The sequence below is a fragment of the Amycolatopsis sp. NPDC047767 genome (assembly GCF_040704195.1).
Classification (GTDB): domain Bacteria; phylum Actinomycetota; class Actinomycetes; order Mycobacteriales; family Pseudonocardiaceae; genus Amycolatopsis.
The window spans coordinates 15,906-33,772 of the sequence record NZ_JBEYSJ010000039.1; the positions used below are offsets into that span (position 1 = coordinate 15,906).

Sequence of the window (17,867 nt, forward strand, 5' to 3'; positions counted from 1 at the left end):
GGAGCGGCAGGCGGCCCCCGCGCCGACGCATCCTGGTGGCATGACGAAGAATCCCGGCTTCGAGTTCGGGCTGAACTCCTTCGGCGAAGTCGCCACCGACGGATCGCGCACCCTGAGCGACGCGGAGACCGTCCGCCTGCTCGTCGACGAGGCACGCCTCGCCGAAGAAGCCGGCCTCGACGTCTTCAGTGTCGGCGAGCACTACCGCGAAGGCCACAACGACAGCGCGACACCGGTGCTCCTGGCGGCCGTCGCGACGGCGACCGAGCGCATCAAGCTCGGCACGTCGGTGACGGTCCTGAGCACCAACGACCCCGTCCGCCTCTACCACGACTTCTCCACCGTGGACGCCGTGTCCAACGGCCGGGCGCAGCTGGTGCTGGGGCGGGCGTCGGCGACGGAGTCGTTCCCCTTGTTCGGATACGACCTCGCCGACTACGAGCACCTGTTCGAAGAGAAACTCGAATTGTTCATGCGGTTACAACGCGAGGAGTCCGTGACGTGGTCGGGCACCGTGCGGGCGCCGCTGGTGAACCAGACGCTGCACCCGCGGATGCGCCCGGGCGGGATCCCGACGTGGATCGGTGTGGGCGGCAGCCCGGATTCCGTCGTGCGTGCCGCGAAGTACGGGCTGCCGCTGATGCTGGCGATCATCGGCGGGCGGCCGCAGCGGTTCGCCGGGCACGTGGAGCTTTACCACCGTGCTTTGTCGCAATTCGAACAGCCGGTGTTGCCCGTCGGACAGCACTCGCTCGGCCTGATCGCGGACACCGACTCCGAAGCCGTCGAGACGTGGTGGGAGTACTGGCAGCCGGTGGTCGCGAAGCTCGCGGCCGAACGCGGCTTCTACAAGCCGGACCGCCGCCGGTACCTGGCGGAGATCGAGGGTGGCGCGCTGTTCGTCGGCTCGCCGGAGACCGTCGCGAACAAGATCGCGACCATGGCGCGTGACCTGCGCCTCAGCCGTTTCGACCTGAAGTACGACATCATGAACCTGCCCCGCGAAGCCCGCGCCCGGTCGATCGAGCTGTTCGGCCGCGAGGTCGCACCGCGGGTCCGTGAACTGCTCACGAAGGCGCCTTCCCATGTCTGACCTGGTTTTCGGCCTCGACACCTTCGGCGACGTCCCGGAGGACGACGCCGGCACGCCGATGTCCTACGCCGCCGCGATCCGGCACGTGCTCGACGAGGCCGTGCTCGCCGACGAGATCGGCGTGGACGTGATCGCGCTCGGCGAGCACCACCGGCCGGAGTACTCGATCACCACTCCGGAGACGGTGCTGGCGGGCATCGCCACGCGCACGTCGCGGATTCACCTGTCTTCGGGGGTGACCGTGTTGAGTTCCGACGATCCCGTGCGCGTTTTCCAACGTTTCGCGACCGTCGACGCACTGTCGGATGGCCGGGCGGAGATCATTCTCGGACGTGGTTCGTTCACGGAGTCGTTCCCGTTGTTCGGATATGACCTCTCCGACTACGACAAGCTGTTCGAAGAGAAAATCGACCTGTTCGTTCGGTTACTCGACGAGAAGCCCGTGACGTGGAGCGGCACGCTGCGCCCGGCGCTGGACGCGGCCGATGTGTTCCCCAAGACGGAGTCGGGCCGCCTGACGACGTGGGTCGGTGTCGGTGGCTCGCCGCAGTCGGTGATCCGCACGGCTCACTACGGGCTGCCGCTGATGCTCGCGATCATCGGCGGGCCGGCGAAGCGGTTCGCACCGTACGTGGACCTCTACCGGCGGGCGGCCGCCGAGTTCGGCACGACCGCGCACCCGGTCGGCATGCACTCGCCCGGCTTCATCGCCGACACCGACGAAGAAGCGCGCGAACTGTTCTGGCCGCGCTACCGCGTGATCCGCGACCGCATCGGGCGGCCGCGTGGGTGGCCGCCGATCCAGCGCGCCGAGTACGACAGCGAAATCGAGCACGGCTCGATGTACATCGGCTCGCCGGAGACGGTCGCGCGCAAGATCGCCGGGGCGGTCAAGGATCTGGACGTGGGCCGGTTCGACCTCATCTACTCCAGCGGTTCGCAGCCGGCGAGCGCGCGGATGCACGCGGTGGAGCTCTACGGCACGAAGGTGATCCCGATGGTGCGGGACCTGCTGGCGGAGGGGAAATGACGCAGACGCTGGGCATCCTCGGCGCGGGCAAGGTCGGCACGGTCCTCGCGCGCCTGGCCGTGGCGGCCGGCTATCGCGTGCTGATCGCGGGCTCGGGCGCGCCGGAGAAGATCGCGCTCACCGTGGAGGTCCTCGCCCCGGGCGCCGTCGCCACGACACCGGCCGAGGCTGCTTCGGCCGACGTCGTGATCCTGGCGCTGCCGCTGGGCAAGTACCGCGGCATCCCGGTGGCGGAGCTGGACGGCAAGCTCGTGATCGACGCCATGAACTACTGGTGGGAAGTGGACGGTCACCGCGCCGACCTGGAGGTCTCCACGAGCGAGACGGTGCAGAAGTTCCTGCCCGGCGCGCGCGTCGTGAAAGCCTTCAACCACATGGGTTACCACGACCTCGAAGACGAGGCCCGCCCCGCCGGCACCCCCGGCCGCAAGGCCATCGCCATCGCCGGCGACAACCCCGCGGACGTGGTCGAAGTGTCCACTGTGGTCGATTCGCTTGGCTTCGACCCCGTGCCGGCCGGCGGCCTCGCCGAGGGCGTCCGCCTGGAGCCGGGCGCGGAGACCTTCGGGGCGGACGTCGAGGCTGCGGAGTTGCGGGCGATGCTGGAGCGGTTCCCGGAGTCGGAACGTGGTCGTGCGCTCAGTGAGCGGTTGGCGGAGGAGTCGCACTAGGCGCCTCCTCGAGCCTGGCACCGGGCGTGCCGGGTTGGCCGGTTTGTCGGCGGTCACGGTGACCGGGAATGTCGGGCACCGCTGATGCCGAGGCCGCGTGGGCCGGTCCGGGACCCAGGGGGCGGTTCCGCCGATGGCTCGGCTACGGCTCTGGCCGGCGCGGCAACAAACCAGCGAACCGGCTCGGGTACTCGGTGCCGGTCACCACTCGCCACGGAGTCCGGTCCCACCAGACCTTGCTGGTCGAGGGACCTGCGATGCGGGGCCGGTTCCGAGGCTGCGTCTTCAGCGTCGCGGCCGTAGGACCAGCGGAACTGGGTTGCGGCCTACGCGGCGGCGGGGGAGGTCGCAACGGTACCGGGGAGCGCCGGATGCGCGGATACCGAGGCCACGCGAAACCCGTCCGGACCTTGCCGTGCAGGTTCCTGTGGAGATTCGGCTTTGGGTGGCGCGGCAGCGGTGTCAGCGGAACCGATGCGGCTTACTCAGAGACCGTGAACGACGGTGTCCGGGAACTCCAGGTGGCGCGATCACGCCGATCGGTCCGCGATCTACCGCGCGGGGGCTCGGTTCCGCCGGCAACTTCCGAGTGGCGCGGCGACAAAACCAGCGGAACCGGCCCCACTCACTCGGCGCCGGTGAGCATGGCGACGAGGTCGCGGGCCGAGGTGCCGCGGGAGAAGAGTTCTTGCATCTCGGCGCCCTCGGTGGCGACGGCCTGGCTGCGGGGGAACATTTCGTGTTCGTATTCGGACAGGGCCTTCTCGACGTTGCCCGGGTGGGCGGCCAAGGCTTGGCCCAGGCGGGCGGCGTCGAGCATGGCGAGGTTGGCGCCTTCGCCGTTGGGGGGCATGAGGTGGGCCGCGTCGCCGAGGAGGGTGGCGCCGGGGACGCGGTCCCAGCGGTGGTCGTGGGGCAGGGTGAAGTGGGGGCGGAGCACGGGTGCGGTGTCAGCCTCGGTGATGAGGGCGGTGAGTTCCGGGGCCCAGCCGGTGAACTCCTGCGCGACGCGGGCGGCAGCACCCGCCGGGTCGGTGAAGTCGATGGCGGCGAACCACTCCTGGGGCCGGGTGAGGACGACGTAGGTGTGCAGCGTGTCGCCGCTTTCGCGGTGCGCGTGGATCTCGCGGCCGGACGCGGGCGCGATGAGTGAGCCGCCGCCGACGGCTTTCGCGGCGGCCGGGTGGCGGGTGTCGGCGTTGTACAGGTAGACCTCGACGAACGAGGTGCCGGCGTACGACGGAACCGCGTCCGACAGCAACGGCCGCACGCGCGACCACGCGCCGTCGGCGCCGATCAGCAGGTCGGTCGCGACCACGCTGCCGTCGGCGAAGGTCACCTCGTGGCGGCCGGTGCCCACGGAGCGCGCGTCGACGGCCTTGGCGCCCCAGCGAACCGTGCCGGCGGGGAGTGAGTCGAGCAGCAGCTGCCGCAGCTCGGCGCGTTGGACTTCGGGCCGGCCGCCGGTGCCGTCGTCGGGTTGGTCGAGCAGGAGGGTCCCGTCGGGATCGAGGACGCGCATCTGCTGGCGGCCTTCGAGGATCAGGCCGGAGAACTCGGCCATGAGCTGTGCGGCTTCGACGGCGATCTGGCCGTTGTAGTCGTGGATGTCGAGCATCCCGCCCTGGGCGCGCGCCCCTGCGGATGCCTCGGCTTCGTAGACGGTGGCGGGAATGCCGTGGACGTGCAGGACGCGGGCGAGGGTGAGGCCGCCGAGGCCGGCGCCGATGATCGTGACGGTGTTCATGGTGACTCCTGCCGAGAAGTGGACTGGAACGCTGTTCCAATGTTGGAACGACATTCCAGATGTGTCAAGATGGACGCATGGTTGCGCGGACCCGCCGAGCTCAGCGGCGTACCGAGGCGCTCTCCCGCGAGCGCATCACCGAGGCCGCCGTCGAGCTGCTCGACGCGTCCGGCGAGGGCGGGCTGACGTTCCGCGCGCTGAGCGAGCGCCTCGCCACCGGGCCCGGGGCGATCTACTGGCACGTCGCGAACAAGGGCGAGCTGCTCGAGGCCGCGACCGACGCCGTGGTCGCCGCCGCGCTGGCCGAGCCCGCCGAGGCCGGGGGCTCGCCGCGGGACGAGATCCGCGCCGTCGCGCTGGGACTGTTCACCGCGATCGCCGAACACCCGTGGCTGGCCACGCAGGTGTCGCTGCAGCTGTCGCACGGTCCGACGAAATCGGTGCCACTGCGGATCTTCGAGGGCATCGGCCGGCACGTCGGCGCCCTGGGTGTGCCCGAGGAAAGCTGGTTCACCGTGGCGTCGGCGCTGATGCACTACATCCTCGGCGCCGCCGCGCAGAACGCATCGAACACCCGCGTCGCCGGGTCAGTGGTGGACCGCGCGGAGTTCCTCGACGCGGTGTCGGCGGCGTGGGAAGCACTCGACCCGGACGACTACCCGTTCACCCGGGCTGTCGCCCGGCAAGCGCGCGAGCACGACGACCGCGAGCAGTTCCTGACCGGGATCGACCTCATCCTCGCCGGGATACGCGCCCGGTGACGGCGTTGCCGGCATTGTGGGGCAGCCGGATCGCGGCGACGAGCGGGATCGCCAGCAGGACGGCCAGCAGCGCCAGCGCCACGCGGAACGGACCGGGCGCGTCGGTCGCGACCAGGCCTCCGGCGCGGATGAGCAGGGCTCCGATGGCCACGCCCAGGCCCGCGCCGAGTTCCTGCAGCGTCGAGAGCAGGGTGTTGGCGTGGTTCATGAGCGGCTCGTCGACGTCGGCGAAGGCGACGCTGTTGTAGGCCGTGAAGCCGGTGGAGCGGGAGATGCCGCTGACGAGGAGCAGGGCGAGCAGCACGGGCAACGGCGTGTCGGCGCGCACGAACGCCAGGCCGACAAGGCAGGCCGCGCCGACCAGGATCGACGCGAGCAGCACCGTGCGGATGCCGAAGCGGCGCATGAGCGGGGTGGTGGCGGGTTTGATGCCGACGTTGCCCACGAAAAGTGCGATCACCACCAAGCCGGCGCGGGCGGGGGTCCAGCCGAAGCCGAGCTGGAACAGCAGCGGGAGGACGAAGGGGATGGCGGTGATCACGCCGCGGTAGACGGAGCCGGTGGCGGCGGTGATGCGGTAGGTCGTGATGCGGAGGATTCGCAGGTCCAGCAAGGGATTCGGTGCGCGCAGCAGATGCCGGATCGCCCAGCCGAGGCCGACGACGGCCACGACCAGCGCCACGGCCGTCGCCGGGCCGAAGCCCGAGCCGAGGCCTTCGAGGGCGACGACCAGCGCGGCGGTGCCGACGGCCACCCACCCGAACCCGACCCGGTCGAACGGCGCGGGCCGCTCCGCCCGCAGGTCCGGCACGATCGCCCACGCCACGGCCAGCGCGGCGATGCCCAGCGGCAGGTTGATCACGAAGATCCACCGCCACGACGCGTACTGCGCGAGCAGCCCGCCGACCACCGGAGCCACCACGGGCGCAAGCAACGCCGGCCACGTCAGGTAGGCGACCGCTTTGACGAGATCTTTTTTGGGCGTGGCGCGCAGGACCACCAGCCGGCCGACGGGCACCATCATCGCGCCGCCGACACCTTGAACGACCCGCGCTGTTGTCAAAAGAACAAGGTTTGGTGCGAGTGCGCACGCCAATGACGAAAGGGTGAACAGGATCAGTGCGGTCGCGAACACGCGGCGCGCGCCGAAGCGGTCGGTGAGCCAGCCGCTGATCGGGATGAGGACGCCGAGGGTGAGGACGTAGGCCGTGATGGTCACGTTGACGTCCACCGAGCTCACCCCGAGATCGGCCGCCATGAGCGGTGCCGCGGGCGCGATGATCGTGGCGTCGACGATCTCCATGAAGAACGTGGCGGCCACCAGCAGTGCCAAGCCGCGCCGGAACCCCATGGCGGTCGACCCTACTTGCCCGGCCGGGCGGGTCGGCTGGTCGCGATGGGGATCACATCGGGGTTGACGGTTGGGTCGCGTCGGCCACGGCACTGTCACCGGCGACGGGCGGCCGCCGCGCGCCGCCGCCGTCGGCGCCGCAGCCTCCCGACCGCCCCGACCTGGCGATGCTTCAACTCCTTCGAATCGGGGTATGAGGACGCTGGATCATGCCCGAAGTTCGGAAAAAGGAGCGCTGACCGCTGGTGGACTCTCCCCTGCGCTCGAGCCGGCCGCCGCGATGACGGCGCTGCCGCTGACCGGCGCGGGCGGCGAGCTGCACCAGGTGCGGTGCTGGACGCGCGAGCACCTGCTCGACGTCGATGCCGACGTGCTGATCGACATCGTCCAGGTCGTCGACGAGCTGGCCACCAACGCGCTCTCCCACGGCGGGCCCCCGCGGTGCGTGCGCCTGCTGCGGATGCCCGGGTTGGTCCGCGTCGAGGTCGACGACAGCACCCCGGCCCGCGCGGCGCCGCGGCCGCCGGACACCGAGGGTGGCCGCGGCCTGCACCTCATCGCCGCCCTGTGCGTGGCGTGGGGCCAGCAGGTCACGGCGACGGGGAAGACCGTGTGGGCGGAGCTCGCACTGGGGCCGGGTAACGGCACCGGTTCGTGAGGGTGACCGGCCGCGGCCGGAAGTGGTGGGGTCCCACCATCCTGTGGTGGAATTTTCGCGTGAGTTCTGAGCTGGAGCCGGTGGGGCAGGCGGCCAAGGTCGAGCAGCTGGAGGCTGCGCTCGCGACGCGCCCGGTGATCGAGCAGGCCAAGGGCATGCTGATGCTGGTTCGGAGCTGGACCGAGGACGAGGCCTTCGAAGCCCTGCGCGAGATCTCACAGCACACGAACGTGAAACTGCACGACGTCGCCACGGTCGTCGTCGCGAGCGGCACGGGCGCGAAGCCCGACTTGCCGGCCGAGACGGCCGACGTCGTGCTCGCCGAACTCCGGGCGGGCGTCCTCGGCAGCGCCTTCGGCGCAGAGAGCTGAGCCTCGAACGGAACAACCGAGCCGCAACCGCAATGACTTGAAGATTCAAGTCACCCTCGCTACCGTGAACGCGTGCACCCCGCCAAGACGCCCGTCACTTCGCGTGGCCGCGCCAAGCACGTGATCGCGGTGCTGCTGGTGCCCGATTCCGTGGCACTGGAGATCACGGTGGTGCAGCAGGTGTTCGGCCCGCGGATGTCCGCGATCGCCGAGCTGACCGGGGACGCCGAGAGCGCCTACGAAGTGGTGCTGTGCGGCGAGCAGCCGCGGCAGGTGCTGCGCTCGGGCGTCGACTTCGGCGAGCTCGCGCCACTGGAGACACTGCTGACGGCCGACACCGTGCTCGTCCCCGGCGTCGAGGATCCGCTGGCGGAACGCTCGCGGCCGCTGCTGGCCGCCCTGGTCGCGGCCGCCGGGAACGGCGCGCGGATGGTCTCGTTCTGCGGCGGCGCGTTCCTGCTGGCCCGCGCCGGGCTGCTGGACGGACGCCGCGCCACCACCCACTGGCTGTTCACCGAGGAGTTCCGCCGCGAGTTCCCCGAGGTCCGCCTCGAACCCGGCTGCCTCTACCTCGACGACGGCCCCGTGCACACCTCGGGCGGGATCTTCTCGGCCACCGACCTGTCGCTGCACCTGCTGGCCGAAGACCTCGGCCACGCCTACGCCGGCGACGTCGGCCGGCTGCTCGTGACGGCGCCGCGGCGGCCCGGCGCGCAGGCGCAGTTCGTGAAGGACTCGATCCGGATCGCGGGCGAGCCGGCGCTCGGTTCGTTCCTGGCGTGGCTGCGGGAGCACCTCCACGAGCCGCTCACCCTCGGCGGGCTCGCCGCCCACCTGCACCTGAGCGAGCGCAGCCTCGTGCGGAAGTTCCGCCGCGCCACCGGGATGACGGTGTTCGACTGGGTCAGCCGCGAACGCGTCGCGAGCGCGAAGGTGCTGCTCGAAACCACCGACCACCGCATCTCCGAGATCGCCGCGATGGTGGGGTTCGGCTCCGCGGAAACCCTGCGCCGCCACTTCGAACGCCAGGTCGGCACCACCGCGGGCAGCTACCGGAGCACCTTCCGCGCCGCGCTCGTCCCGGCCTGACCGGCGGCTAAGATACGTCTGGGATTTCTTCCGACCTCACGGGGGATCTATGGCGAGCGAGCGCTTCGGTGCGAAGGACCGTGCGCTCGCGTACGTCAAGGAGCAGGTGCTCTCCGGCGGCTTCCCGGGGGGCGAGCTGATCAGCGAGGGCGAGGTCGCCGAGGCGCTGGGCATGTCCCGGACGCCGGTGCGCGAGGCGTTCCTGCGGCTGGAGGGTGAAGGGCTGCTGCGCCTCTACCCACAGCGTGGTGCGCTGGTCGTCCCCGTTTCGCCCGACGAGGTCCGCGCGGTGCTGGAGGCGCGGCTCGTGCTGGAGCAGTTCGCGGCCGGCAAAGTCGCGGCCGCGGGGCCGGACGTGCGTGAAGCCGTCTTCGCGGCCATGGAGGAGCAGCGGGCCAAACAGCAGACGGCGGCCGGGCTCGGCGAGTTCCTCGAGGCCGACCGCGCGTTCCACACCGTGCTGGTCGACGCGGCCGCGAACCCGATCCTCGGCTCGGTGTACGGCTCGCTGCGCGATCGGCAGATGCGGATGGTCGGTGAGTCCACTGTGAACGGACGCAGCGGCACGCGCAATCGCCTCGACGTGATCCTCGAGGAACACCAGGAAATCGCGGAGGCCGTGCACGTGGGCGACGCCGAACAGGCGTGCGAGGCCGTCCGGGCGCACCTGTCCAGCACCCGCCGCGCGCTGGGCGTGACCGAGGACGCGGGGCTGTAGCCGGCCCGGCCATTGTTCAACCGGCGCTCAACCGTTCCGGAGTTATCGTGGCTGCATGGCAGGTGACGCGGATCTCGCCCGGATCGGATTCCTTCTCTCCGACCGGAACCGCGCCGCGATGCTGTTGCTGCTGCTCGACGGACGGCCGCAGCCGGTCTCGGCGTTGATGGCGGAGGTCGGCATCTCAGCGTCCCTGGCGAGCACGCACCTGCGCAAGCTGAAGGACGGCGGTCTGGTCGTCGTCGAAGTGTCCGGCCGCCAGCGGCTGTACCGGCTCGCGAGCCCCGTCGCCGACGCGATCGAGGGCCTGCTGCTCCTCGCGCCGCCCGGGCCGGCGAAGTCGTTGCGGCAGGCGACGCGGGGGCGCAAGCTGCGCGAGGCCCGGGTTTGTTACGACCACCTCGCGGGCAGCGTCGGCGTCGCCATCACCGACGCGTTCCTGGCCAAGGGATTTCTGGTCCAGGACCACGATTCCTACGGCGTTTCGGACCGAGGGCGCGATGAGCTGGCGGCGCACGGGATCGACGTCGACGGGTTGCGCGGGCGCGCGCGGCCGTTGGCCCGCCCGTGCATGGACTGGAGCGAACGCCGGCACCACCTCGCGGGCAGCCTCGGCGCCGCGGTGAAGAGCCGGCTGCTCGAACTGGGCTGGATCGACCTCCTGGAGGCGAGCCGCGCCGTCGACCTCACCGAGGCCGGGCGGCGCGAGCTGCGCGAATGGCTGGGTGTGGACACCGCGTAAGTGGTGCTGTTCAACGGAGAACGGAGCGAGATGTCCGATGTCAGCGAGGTGACGGTGATCGCCGTCGACGTCTTCGGGACCACTGTGGACTGGCGCAGCGGCGTGATCGACGGCGTCGCCGCGATCGCCCGAAACCAAGAGGTCGAGCTCGACTGCCCCGCGCTCGTGGACGCGTGGCGCGAGCGCTACCTGCCCGCGGTCGGGCAGATCAACCGCGGCGAACGCGGCTGGGCGAACCTCGACGCCGTGCACCGCGAGGCGCTCGACGAGTGCCTGGAGGTGCTCGGCGTCGCCGGGAGGTTCGGCGCCGAGACGCGTGAGCGCATGGTGCGGGCCTGGTACGCGCTGCCGCCGTGGCCCGACGCCGCCGAGGGGCTGGCCGAGCTGCGGCGCGATTTCGTGGTGGTCGCGCTGTCCAACGGCGGGTTCGCCCAGCTCACCCACGTGGTCAAGGGCGCCGGCCTCGGGTTCGACGCGATCCTGTCGGCCGAGAACGTCGGCGCGTACAAGCCCGACCGTCGCGCGTACACCAACGCGGCGAAGCTGCTCGACGTCGAACCCCGCGACGTCCTCATGGTCGCCGCCCACACGTGGGACATCCACGGCGCGCGCGACGCCGGGTTCCGCACGGCCTTCGTCGAACGACCGGGGGAGAAGGGCCCGGACCGGCCCGCCGACGCCGCCGCGACCACGGACTGCGACCTCAGCGCCGTGAGCTTCACCGACCTCGCCGGCCGGCTGCGCGCGGGGGTGAGGGAGGCCGGCCACTGAATTTCACCATGCGGAAGATCAATTACACTTGGTGGAAATTTATGGCCTTCAGCCCTTGTGACTCGGTAGGCTGGGAGTTAGCGTTGGACGGGCTACGACTTGTATCTCAGTCATGTTCCAGACCTCCTCCGTGAACCGGGGGAACGCTGGACGACCTGGTGGAGGTGACGACGGTGCCGCAGCGTTTGCACGCCGAGTTCGTCGAAGCCGTGGGTGCCGACGCGGTGGTGTCCGACCCGGTCGCCCTGCGGTCCTATGAATGTGACGGCCTGACCGGCTTCCGCGTCGTCCCGTCGCTGGTGCTCTTGCCCCGAACGGCGGAGGCGGTCGCCGCGGCCGTGCGGGTCTGCGCGAAGCACGACGTGCCGTTCGTCGCCCGCGGCGCCGGCAGCGGGCTGTCCGGCGGTGCGCTGCCGGTCGCCGACGGGGTCGTGATCTCGTTGCAGCGCCTGCGGTCCGTGGTCGAGATCGACGTGGTGAACCGGCGAGCGGTCGTCGAGCCCGGAGTGACCAATGTGGACATCAGCCGGGCGGCGGCGCCGTACGGGCTGTACTTTGCGCCGGACCCGTCGTCGCAGCAGGTGTGCACGATCGGCGGCAACATCGCGGAGAACTCCGGTGGCGCCCACTGCCTCAAGTACGGCTTCACCGTCCACCACATCCACTCGGCCGAGGTCGTGCTGCCCGACGGCACGACCACGGTCCTCGGCGGCGACTGCCCGCAGCAGGGTGGGTACGACCTGCTCGGCGCGTTCGTCGGCTCCGAGGGCACGCTCGGCATCGCCACGCGCATCACCGTGAAACTGCTGGCCAAGCCGGCCGCGGTCAAGACGCTCGTGGCCGACTTCCCATCCGTCGAGCAGGCGGGCGACACGGTGAGCGCCGTGATCGAGGCCGGCATCGTGCCCGCGGCGGTGGAGATGATGGACGCGCTGGCCATCGAGGCCGTCGAAGCCGCGGTCGACGCCGGCTACTCGCGTGACGCCGCCGCGGCGCTCGTGGTGGAGCTCGACGGGCCGCAGGCCGAAGTCGACGCGCAGTTCGCGCAGGTGAAGCAGCTGTGCGAGGAGTTCGGGACGACGAAGCTGCGCATTCCGGCGAACGCCGAGGAACGGGCGCTGGTGTGGAAGGGCCGCAAGGCCGCGTTCGCCGCGGTCGGGCGGATCAGCCCGAACTACTTCGTGCAGGACGGGGTCGTCCCGCGCACGCAGCTGGCGACGGCGTTGACCCGGATTTCCGAACTGGCCGCCGAGGCCGGGCTGCGCGTGGCGAACGTGTTCCACGCGGGGGACGGGAACCTGCACCCGCTGGTGCTCTACAGCGAGGCCGCCGGTGAGCACGAGCGGGCGGAGGCGCTTTCGCGGGCCATCGCCGAGCTGTGCGTGGACCTGGGCGGTTCGTTGTCCGGGGAGCACGGGATCGGCACGGACAAGGCGTGTTCGATGCCGCGCCAGTTCAGCCCGGACGACCTGGCCACGATGGCGCGGCTGCGCCACGCGTACGACCCCGCGGGGATCTGCAACCCGGGCAAGCTGCTGCCGACGCCGCGGCTGTGCGGGGAACGGCCGGGTGTCTACAAGCCGCATCCCCTCGAAGCCGCCGGCCTGATCGAGCGGATGTGAGGGGCGTGACGACGGAAACCACGTTCACTCCGTCCACTGTGGAGGAAGTGCACGCCGCGGTCGCGGACACCCGGGCGAGCCACCCTCGGCTGCTCGTGGCCGGTGCGGGGACCGCCCCGGACTGGGGTGCGCCCGCCGAGCCGGCCGACGCGATCATCGACACGACGTCGTTGTCCGGGGTCCTGAAGTACGCCCCTTCGGACCTGACGATCGCGGTCCGGGCGGGCACGCCGCTCACGACCGTTCAGCGGACGCTCGCGGAGGCGGGTCAGCGCGTGGTGCTCGACCCGGCTCGCGCCCGGCGGGGCGCGACGATCGGCGGGCTGCTGGCCACCGCGGATGCCGGGCCGTTGCGCACGGCGTTCGGCAGCCTGCGTGACCTGGTCATCGGGACGACCGTCGTGCTCGGCGACGGCACGGTCGCGCGGTCCGGTGGGCACGTGATCAAGAACGTCGCCGGCTACGACCTGGCGAAGCTGTTCCACGGATCCCTCGGGACGCTCGGGGTCGTCGCCGAAGTCGTGCTGCGGTCGCACCCGCTTCCGCCGGCGATGTGCACGGTGGCGGTGGAGGCCGACGCGGGCGAGGCGTTCGACCTGGCCGGCCGGATCGTCATGACGGGGTTGGAGGCTTCGGCCCTCGAATGGTCCGGCGGGCGGCTGCTGGTGAGGCTCGAAGGGACGTCGGAGGGCGTCGAGCAGCGTGAAGGTGAGCTGTGCCGATTCGCGGGCACGACGGCCCGGGTGCTCACGGACGAGGAAGCGGACGCGGCCTGGGCGGGTGTTGCCGCGATCGCGGATGGTGTTCAAGGGACGACAGTTGTGCGAATCGGGACACTGCCCGCTGCGGGCCCGGTTCTGGTGACGCGGATGGTGGCCGCGGGAGCCGCGGTGGCCAGTTCGATGGCGATCGGCGTCCACACCGTCCAGTTCACCGCCGGTGACCACGACGAACTCCTCACCCAGCTGCACCAGGAGTTCGGCGCGGCCGTGACCGTGCTGCGCCGCGACGGCCTCTCCGCCGGCCACGGATGGGGTCCGCCACCGGCGCCCGTGCGGGTGATGCGGGCGATCAAGCGGCAGTTCGACCCGGCCGGCCGGTTCGGAGCCGGCCGGTTCTCACCCTGGCTCGAAGACGAGGAGCGCGCGTCATGACCTCGACACTCGGCAGCTCCTTCGACGAGCACCACCCGCCGAAGCGCGAGCTGCTCGACGACTGCGTCCACTGTGGATTCTGCCTCCCGACCTGCCCGACCTACGCGGTCACCGGCCAGGAGATGGAGTCCCCGCGCGGGCGCATCTACCTGATGGACCTCGCCGCCCAGGGCGAGATCGGCTTGGACGAGACGTTCGGCCACCACATGGACACGTGCCTCGGCTGCCTCGCGTGCACCACCGCGTGCCCCTCGGGGGTGCAGTACGACAAGCTCATCGAGTCGGTCCGGCCTCAGGTCGAACGCCACGTGCCGCGCGGCTTCCTCGACAAGGTGTTCCGCGCGTTCGTCTTCTCGCTGTTCCCGTACCCGCGCCGGCTGCGGCTCGCGGCGTTCGGCGGGCTGCTCTACACCCGCCTCGGCCTGCGGGCGCTCGTTCACCGGTCGGGCACGCTGAAGCTGCTGCCACCACGGCTCCGGGCGTTGGAAGCGCTGCTGCCGCCGGTGACACTGCGGGCGCTGCGGGCGAAGACGCCGGAACGGACCCTCGGGCCGGTCGGCGAAGCGCGGCCGCGCGTGGGGTTGCTCGCCGGCTGCGCGAACCGCGTCTTCTTCGGTGACGTCAACGCCGCCACCATCCGGGTGCTCGCCGCCGAGGGCTGCGACGTCTACGTCCCGCAGGACAGCCAGTGCTGCGGCGCCCTGTCCGTCCACGCGGGACGGGAGGAGGAAGGCCTCGCCCGGGCCAAGGGGACCATCGAGATGTTCGAGCGCTACGACCTCGACGTCGTCGTCGCCAATGTGGCCGGTTGCGGGTCCGTGCTCAAGGAATACGGCGACCTGCTCGCGGACGTGCCCGAATACGCCGAGCGAGCGCGGACCTTCGCCTCGCGAGTGCGGGACATCAACGAGCTGCTCGCGGACCTCCCCGCGCGTGCCACCCGGCACCCGATGAAGACCAAGGTCGCCTACCACGACGCCTGCCACCTGGCCAACGCCCAGGGCATCCGCCGGCAACCGCGCGAACTGCTGCGCACCATCCCGGAGCTGTCCGTGCACGACATCGCCGAGGCGGAGCTGTGCTGCGGCTCGGCGGGGATCTACAACCTGGTGGAGCCCGAAACGGCCGAAGAACTCGGCCGCCGCAAGGCGAAGCACCTCGCGGACGTCGAACCCGACGTGGTGGCCACCGCGAACGCCGGGTGCCTGCTGCAGATCCGCCGGTTCCTCGACCAGGGCATCCCGGTCGTGCACCCGATCCAGCTGCTCGACGCGTCCATCCGGGACGTCGATCCACTCGATACGCGTTCCTGAGGGTCCTTTCACCGCACCGATTACCGAGCGCCGATCTTTCCGGCGCCGGTTCAGCGCGCCGATTTCACAGGAGATTTCACATGAGCACGGTGGGTTTCATCGGCCTGGGCATCATGGGCCTGCCGATGGCCGAGAACCTGGTCAAGGCCGGGTATGACGTCGTCGGCTACAACCGCGGCGCGAAGCGGGTCGACGCGCTGGTCGCGGCGGGCGGCCGGGGCGTGTCGAGCATCGCGGAAGCGGTCAAGGGTTCGGACGTCGTGATCACGATGCTGCCGGACTCGCCGGACGTCGCGGCGGTCGCGACGGGTGAAGGCGGCATCTTCGAGAACGCGCACCCCGGTCTGCTGCTCATCGACATGAGCACCATCGAGCCGGCCACGGCCCGCGCGGTCGCCGAGGCCGGTGCGACGGCCGGCGTGCGTGTGCTCGACGCGCCGGTGTCCGGTGGCGAGGCCGGTGCCGTGGAGGGCGTGCTGTCCATCATGGTCGGTGGCGCCGCCGAGGACTTCGCCGCGGCCAAGCCGGTACTGGAGGCCGTCGGGCGCACCATCGTGCACGTCGGTCCGCACGGTGCGGGCCAGACCGTCAAAGCCGCCAACCAGCTCATGGTCGCCGGTCACCTGCAGCTGCTCGCCGAAGCGCTCGTGCTCGCCGAATCGTCCGATGTGGACCCGGTGGTCGCCGTGGAGGTGCTCGGCGGCGGGCTGGCCGGCAGCACCGTCCTCGACCGCAAGTCGGAGAACATGCTCAAGCGCGATTTCACACCCGGTTTCCGCCTTTCCTTGCACCACAAGGACATGGGCATCGTCACCGCGGCCGCACGGGAAGCCGGGGTGGCGATCCCCCTCGGCAGTGCGGTCGCGCAGTTGATCGCCTCCCTCGTCGCTCGCGGCGACGGCGGGCTCGACCATTCCGGTCTGTTCAAGCTCACCGAAGAGCTCGCCGGCCGGACCCAGTAGGACAGTCACTTGTCAGGAGTGGACTCATGCCCAGAATGACCGCAGCCGACGCCGCCGTCGCAGTGCTGCGCCGCGAAGGCATCACGAATGCCTTCGGGTTGCCCGGCGCCGCCATCAACCCGTTCTACGCCGCGTTGCGCCGGGACGGGAACGTCGCGCACACGCTGGCGCGCCACGTCGAAGGCGCCTCGCACATGGCCGAGGGTTACACGCGGACGCGGCCGGGGAACATCGGCGTGTGCATCGGCACGTCGGGCCCGGCGGGCACCGACATGATCACCGGCCTGTACTCGGCCAGCGCGGACTCGATCCCGATCCTGTGCATCACCGGCCAGGCGCCGGTGGCCAAGCTGCACAAGGAAGACTTCCAAGCCGTCGACATCGCGGCGATCGCGGCGCCGGTCACCAAGTGGGCCGTGACCGTGATGGAGCCCGCGCAGGTGCCCGGCACGTTCCAGAAGGCGTTCTGGCTCATGCGCACCGGCCGGCCCGGCCCGGTGCTGATCGACCTGCCGATCGACGTGCAGCTGGCCGAGATCGACTTCGACATCGACTCCTACGAACCCCTGCCCGTCGCGAAACCGGCGGCGACGCGCGCCCAGGTCGATCGCGCGTTGGACCTGCTGGGCGCGGCGCAGCGGCCGGTGATCGTGGCCGGCGGCGGGATCATCAACGCCGACGCGGCCGACCTGCTGGTCGAGTTCGCCGAGCTGACCGGCATCCCCGTGATCCCCACGCTCATGGGCTGGGGCACCATCCCCGATGACCACCCGCTGATGGCCGGCATGGCGGGGATCCAGACGAGCCACCGCGGCGCCAACGCCACCATGCTCGAAGCCGACTGCGTGCTGGGCATCGGCAACCGCTGGGCCAACCGGCACACCGGTGACCTCGACGTCTACCGCGGCGAGCGGACGTTCATCCACGTCGACATCGAGCCGACGCAGATCGGCCGCGTGTTCGCACCGCACTACGGGATCGTGTCCGACGCGAAGGCCGCGTTGGAGCAGTTCGTCGCGGCGGCCCGGGAACGACGCGAAGCCGGGACTCTGCCGGATCGTGCGGCCTGGGCGGCGGATTGCGCGCGCCGCAAGTCCACGATGGAACGCAAGACGCACTTCGACGAGGTGCCGATCAAACCGCAGCGCGTCTACGAAGAGATGAACCAGGTGTTCGGAACGGACACCCGGTACGTCTCGGCCATCGGGCTTTCGCAGATCGCCGCGGCGCAGTTCCTGCACGTGTACCGGCCGCGGCACTGGATCAACTGTGGACAGGCCGGGCCGCTCGGGTGGACGGTCCCGGCGGCGCTCGGCGTGGCCACCGCGGACCCGGACGCCGAGGTCGTGGCGATCAGCGGGGACTACGACTTCCAGTTCATGATCGAGGAGCTGGCGGCCGGTGCGCAGTTCAACCGCCCGTACGTCCACGTGCTGGTCAACAACTCCTACCTCGGCCTGATCCGGCAGGCGCAGCGCGCGTTCGACATGGACTACTGCGTGCAGCTGGGGTTCGAGAACGTCAATTCGCCCGAGACAGCCGGCTACGGCGTGGACCACGTGAAGGTCGCCGAGGGACTGGGCTGCAAGGCCATCCGCGTGCGCCGGCCCGAGGATCTGCGGGCGGGGCTCGAGAAGGGGCGGCAGCTGGCGGCCGAGTACCGCGTGCCGGTGATCGTCGAGGTGATCCTGGAGCGCGTCACGAACATCTCGATGGGCGCGGACCTCGCGGGTGTCAACGAGTTCGAGCCGCTGGCCGAAAGCCCGGAGGACGCGCCGACCGCGCTCACGCACTGACGCGTCCGAAGTGGAGGT

The 17,867-nt window shown here is 70.8% G+C and carries 17 protein-coding genes; 15 read left to right on the plus strand and 2 right to left on the minus strand.

Annotation, left to right across the window (positions count from 1 at the left end):
• Window positions 1–40: 40 nt before the first annotated feature.
• The 3 genes from AB0878_RS41785 to AB0878_RS41795 are packed head-to-tail and all read left to right on the plus strand — an operon-like array spanning window position 41 to window position 2,794.
• The gene (locus tag AB0878_RS41785) at window positions 41–1,093 is read left to right on the plus strand and encodes an LLM class flavin-dependent oxidoreductase (RefSeq protein ID WP_366587350.1); all 1,053 of its coding nucleotides are present in this window, start codon (window positions 41–43) and stop codon (window positions 1,091–1,093) included.
• Window positions 1,086–2,123 (plus strand): LLM class flavin-dependent oxidoreductase, encoded by a 1,038-nt coding sequence (locus AB0878_RS41790; protein ID WP_366587352.1) that lies wholly within the window; start codon window positions 1,086–1,088, stop codon window positions 2,121–2,123. Before AB0878_RS41785 ends, AB0878_RS41790 begins: the two co-directional genes overlap by 8 nt.
• Window positions 2,120–2,794, plus strand: a complete 675-nt coding sequence (locus AB0878_RS41795; RefSeq protein WP_366587355.1) for an NAD(P)-binding domain-containing protein — start codon at window positions 2,120–2,122, stop codon at window positions 2,792–2,794. Before AB0878_RS41790 ends, AB0878_RS41795 begins: the two co-directional genes overlap by 4 nt.
• A 625-nt stretch (window positions 2,795–3,419) precedes the next feature.
• On the opposite strand, the gene AB0878_RS41800 is transcribed toward AB0878_RS41795, so the two are convergent.
• The gene (locus AB0878_RS41800; protein WP_366587357.1) at window positions 3,420–4,541 is read right to left on the minus strand and encodes an NAD(P)/FAD-dependent oxidoreductase; all 1,122 of its coding nucleotides are present in this window, start codon (window positions 4,539–4,541) and stop codon (window positions 3,420–3,422) included.
• Between the two features lie 77 nt (window positions 4,542–4,618).
• On the opposite strand from AB0878_RS41800, the gene AB0878_RS41805 reads away from it, so the two are divergent.
• A complete protein-coding gene (locus AB0878_RS41805) occupies window positions 4,619–5,302 on the plus strand; it encodes a TetR/AcrR family transcriptional regulator C-terminal domain-containing protein (RefSeq protein WP_366587360.1) in 684 nt (227 codons plus the stop codon).
• Here the strand turns inward: AB0878_RS41805 and AB0878_RS41810 are convergent.
• Window positions 5,274–6,653: an MFS transporter gene (locus AB0878_RS41810; protein WP_366587362.1), complete on the minus strand. Its 1,380-nt coding sequence runs from the start codon at window positions 6,651–6,653 to the stop codon at window positions 5,274–5,276. The two genes, AB0878_RS41805 and AB0878_RS41810, sit on opposite strands and share 29 nt — an antisense overlap.
• 193 nt (window positions 6,654–6,846) lie before the next feature.
• Between AB0878_RS41810 and AB0878_RS41815 the strand changes: the two genes are divergently transcribed.
• From AB0878_RS41815 to gcl, 11 genes are all read left to right on the plus strand, one after another.
• Window positions 6,847–7,311: an ATP-binding protein gene (locus AB0878_RS41815; protein WP_366587364.1), complete on the plus strand. Its 465-nt coding sequence runs from the start codon at window positions 6,847–6,849 to the stop codon at window positions 7,309–7,311.
• A 59-nt stretch (window positions 7,312–7,370) separates the two neighbouring features.
• A complete protein-coding gene (locus AB0878_RS41820) occupies window positions 7,371–7,682 on the plus strand; it encodes an ANTAR domain-containing protein (RefSeq protein ID WP_366587366.1) in 312 nt (103 codons plus the stop codon).
• A gap of 72 nt (window positions 7,683–7,754) precedes the next feature.
• Window positions 7,755–8,771, plus strand: a complete 1,017-nt coding sequence (locus AB0878_RS41825; RefSeq protein ID WP_366587368.1) for a helix-turn-helix domain-containing protein — start codon at window positions 7,755–7,757, stop codon at window positions 8,769–8,771.
• Window positions 8,772–8,820: 49 nt separating this feature from the next.
• Window positions 8,821–9,489, plus strand: a complete 669-nt coding sequence (locus AB0878_RS41830; RefSeq protein WP_366587370.1) for a GntR family transcriptional regulator — start codon at window positions 8,821–8,823, stop codon at window positions 9,487–9,489.
• A 55-nt stretch (window positions 9,490–9,544) separates the two neighbouring features.
• Complete coding sequence (locus AB0878_RS41835) at window positions 9,545–10,231, plus strand: winged helix-turn-helix domain-containing protein (RefSeq protein ID WP_366587373.1); 687 nt, start codon at window positions 9,545–9,547, stop codon at window positions 10,229–10,231.
• Between the two features lie 30 nt (window positions 10,232–10,261).
• Window positions 10,262–11,002: a haloacid dehalogenase type II gene (locus AB0878_RS41840; protein ID WP_366587375.1), complete on the plus strand. Its 741-nt coding sequence runs from the start codon at window positions 10,262–10,264 to the stop codon at window positions 11,000–11,002.
• Between the two features lie 173 nt (window positions 11,003–11,175).
• The gene (locus tag AB0878_RS41845) at window positions 11,176–12,624 is read left to right on the plus strand and encodes an FAD-linked oxidase C-terminal domain-containing protein (protein WP_366587378.1); all 1,449 of its coding nucleotides are present in this window, start codon (window positions 11,176–11,178) and stop codon (window positions 12,622–12,624) included.
• 5 nt (window positions 12,625–12,629) lie between these two features.
• Entirely contained in the window at window positions 12,630–13,778 is a 1,149-nt protein-coding gene (locus tag AB0878_RS41850) for an FAD-binding protein (RefSeq protein WP_366587380.1), read from the plus strand.
• A complete protein-coding gene (locus tag AB0878_RS41855; RefSeq protein WP_366587382.1) occupies window positions 13,775–15,091 on the plus strand; it encodes a heterodisulfide reductase-related iron-sulfur binding cluster in 1,317 nt (438 codons plus the stop codon). The genes AB0878_RS41850 and AB0878_RS41855 overlap by 4 nt, the downstream gene beginning before the upstream one ends.
• Complete coding sequence (locus AB0878_RS41860; protein WP_366587385.1) at window positions 14,980–16,053, plus strand: 2-hydroxy-3-oxopropionate reductase; 1,074 nt, start codon at window positions 14,980–14,982, stop codon at window positions 16,051–16,053. The genes AB0878_RS41855 and AB0878_RS41860 overlap by 112 nt, the downstream gene beginning before the upstream one ends.
• Before the next feature lie 26 nt (window positions 16,054–16,079).
• Window positions 16,080–17,849, plus strand: coding sequence for a glyoxylate carboligase (gene gcl / locus AB0878_RS41865; protein WP_366587388.1), 1,770 nt, complete (start codon window positions 16,080–16,082; stop codon window positions 17,847–17,849).
• Window positions 17,850–17,867: the final 18 nt, after the last annotated feature.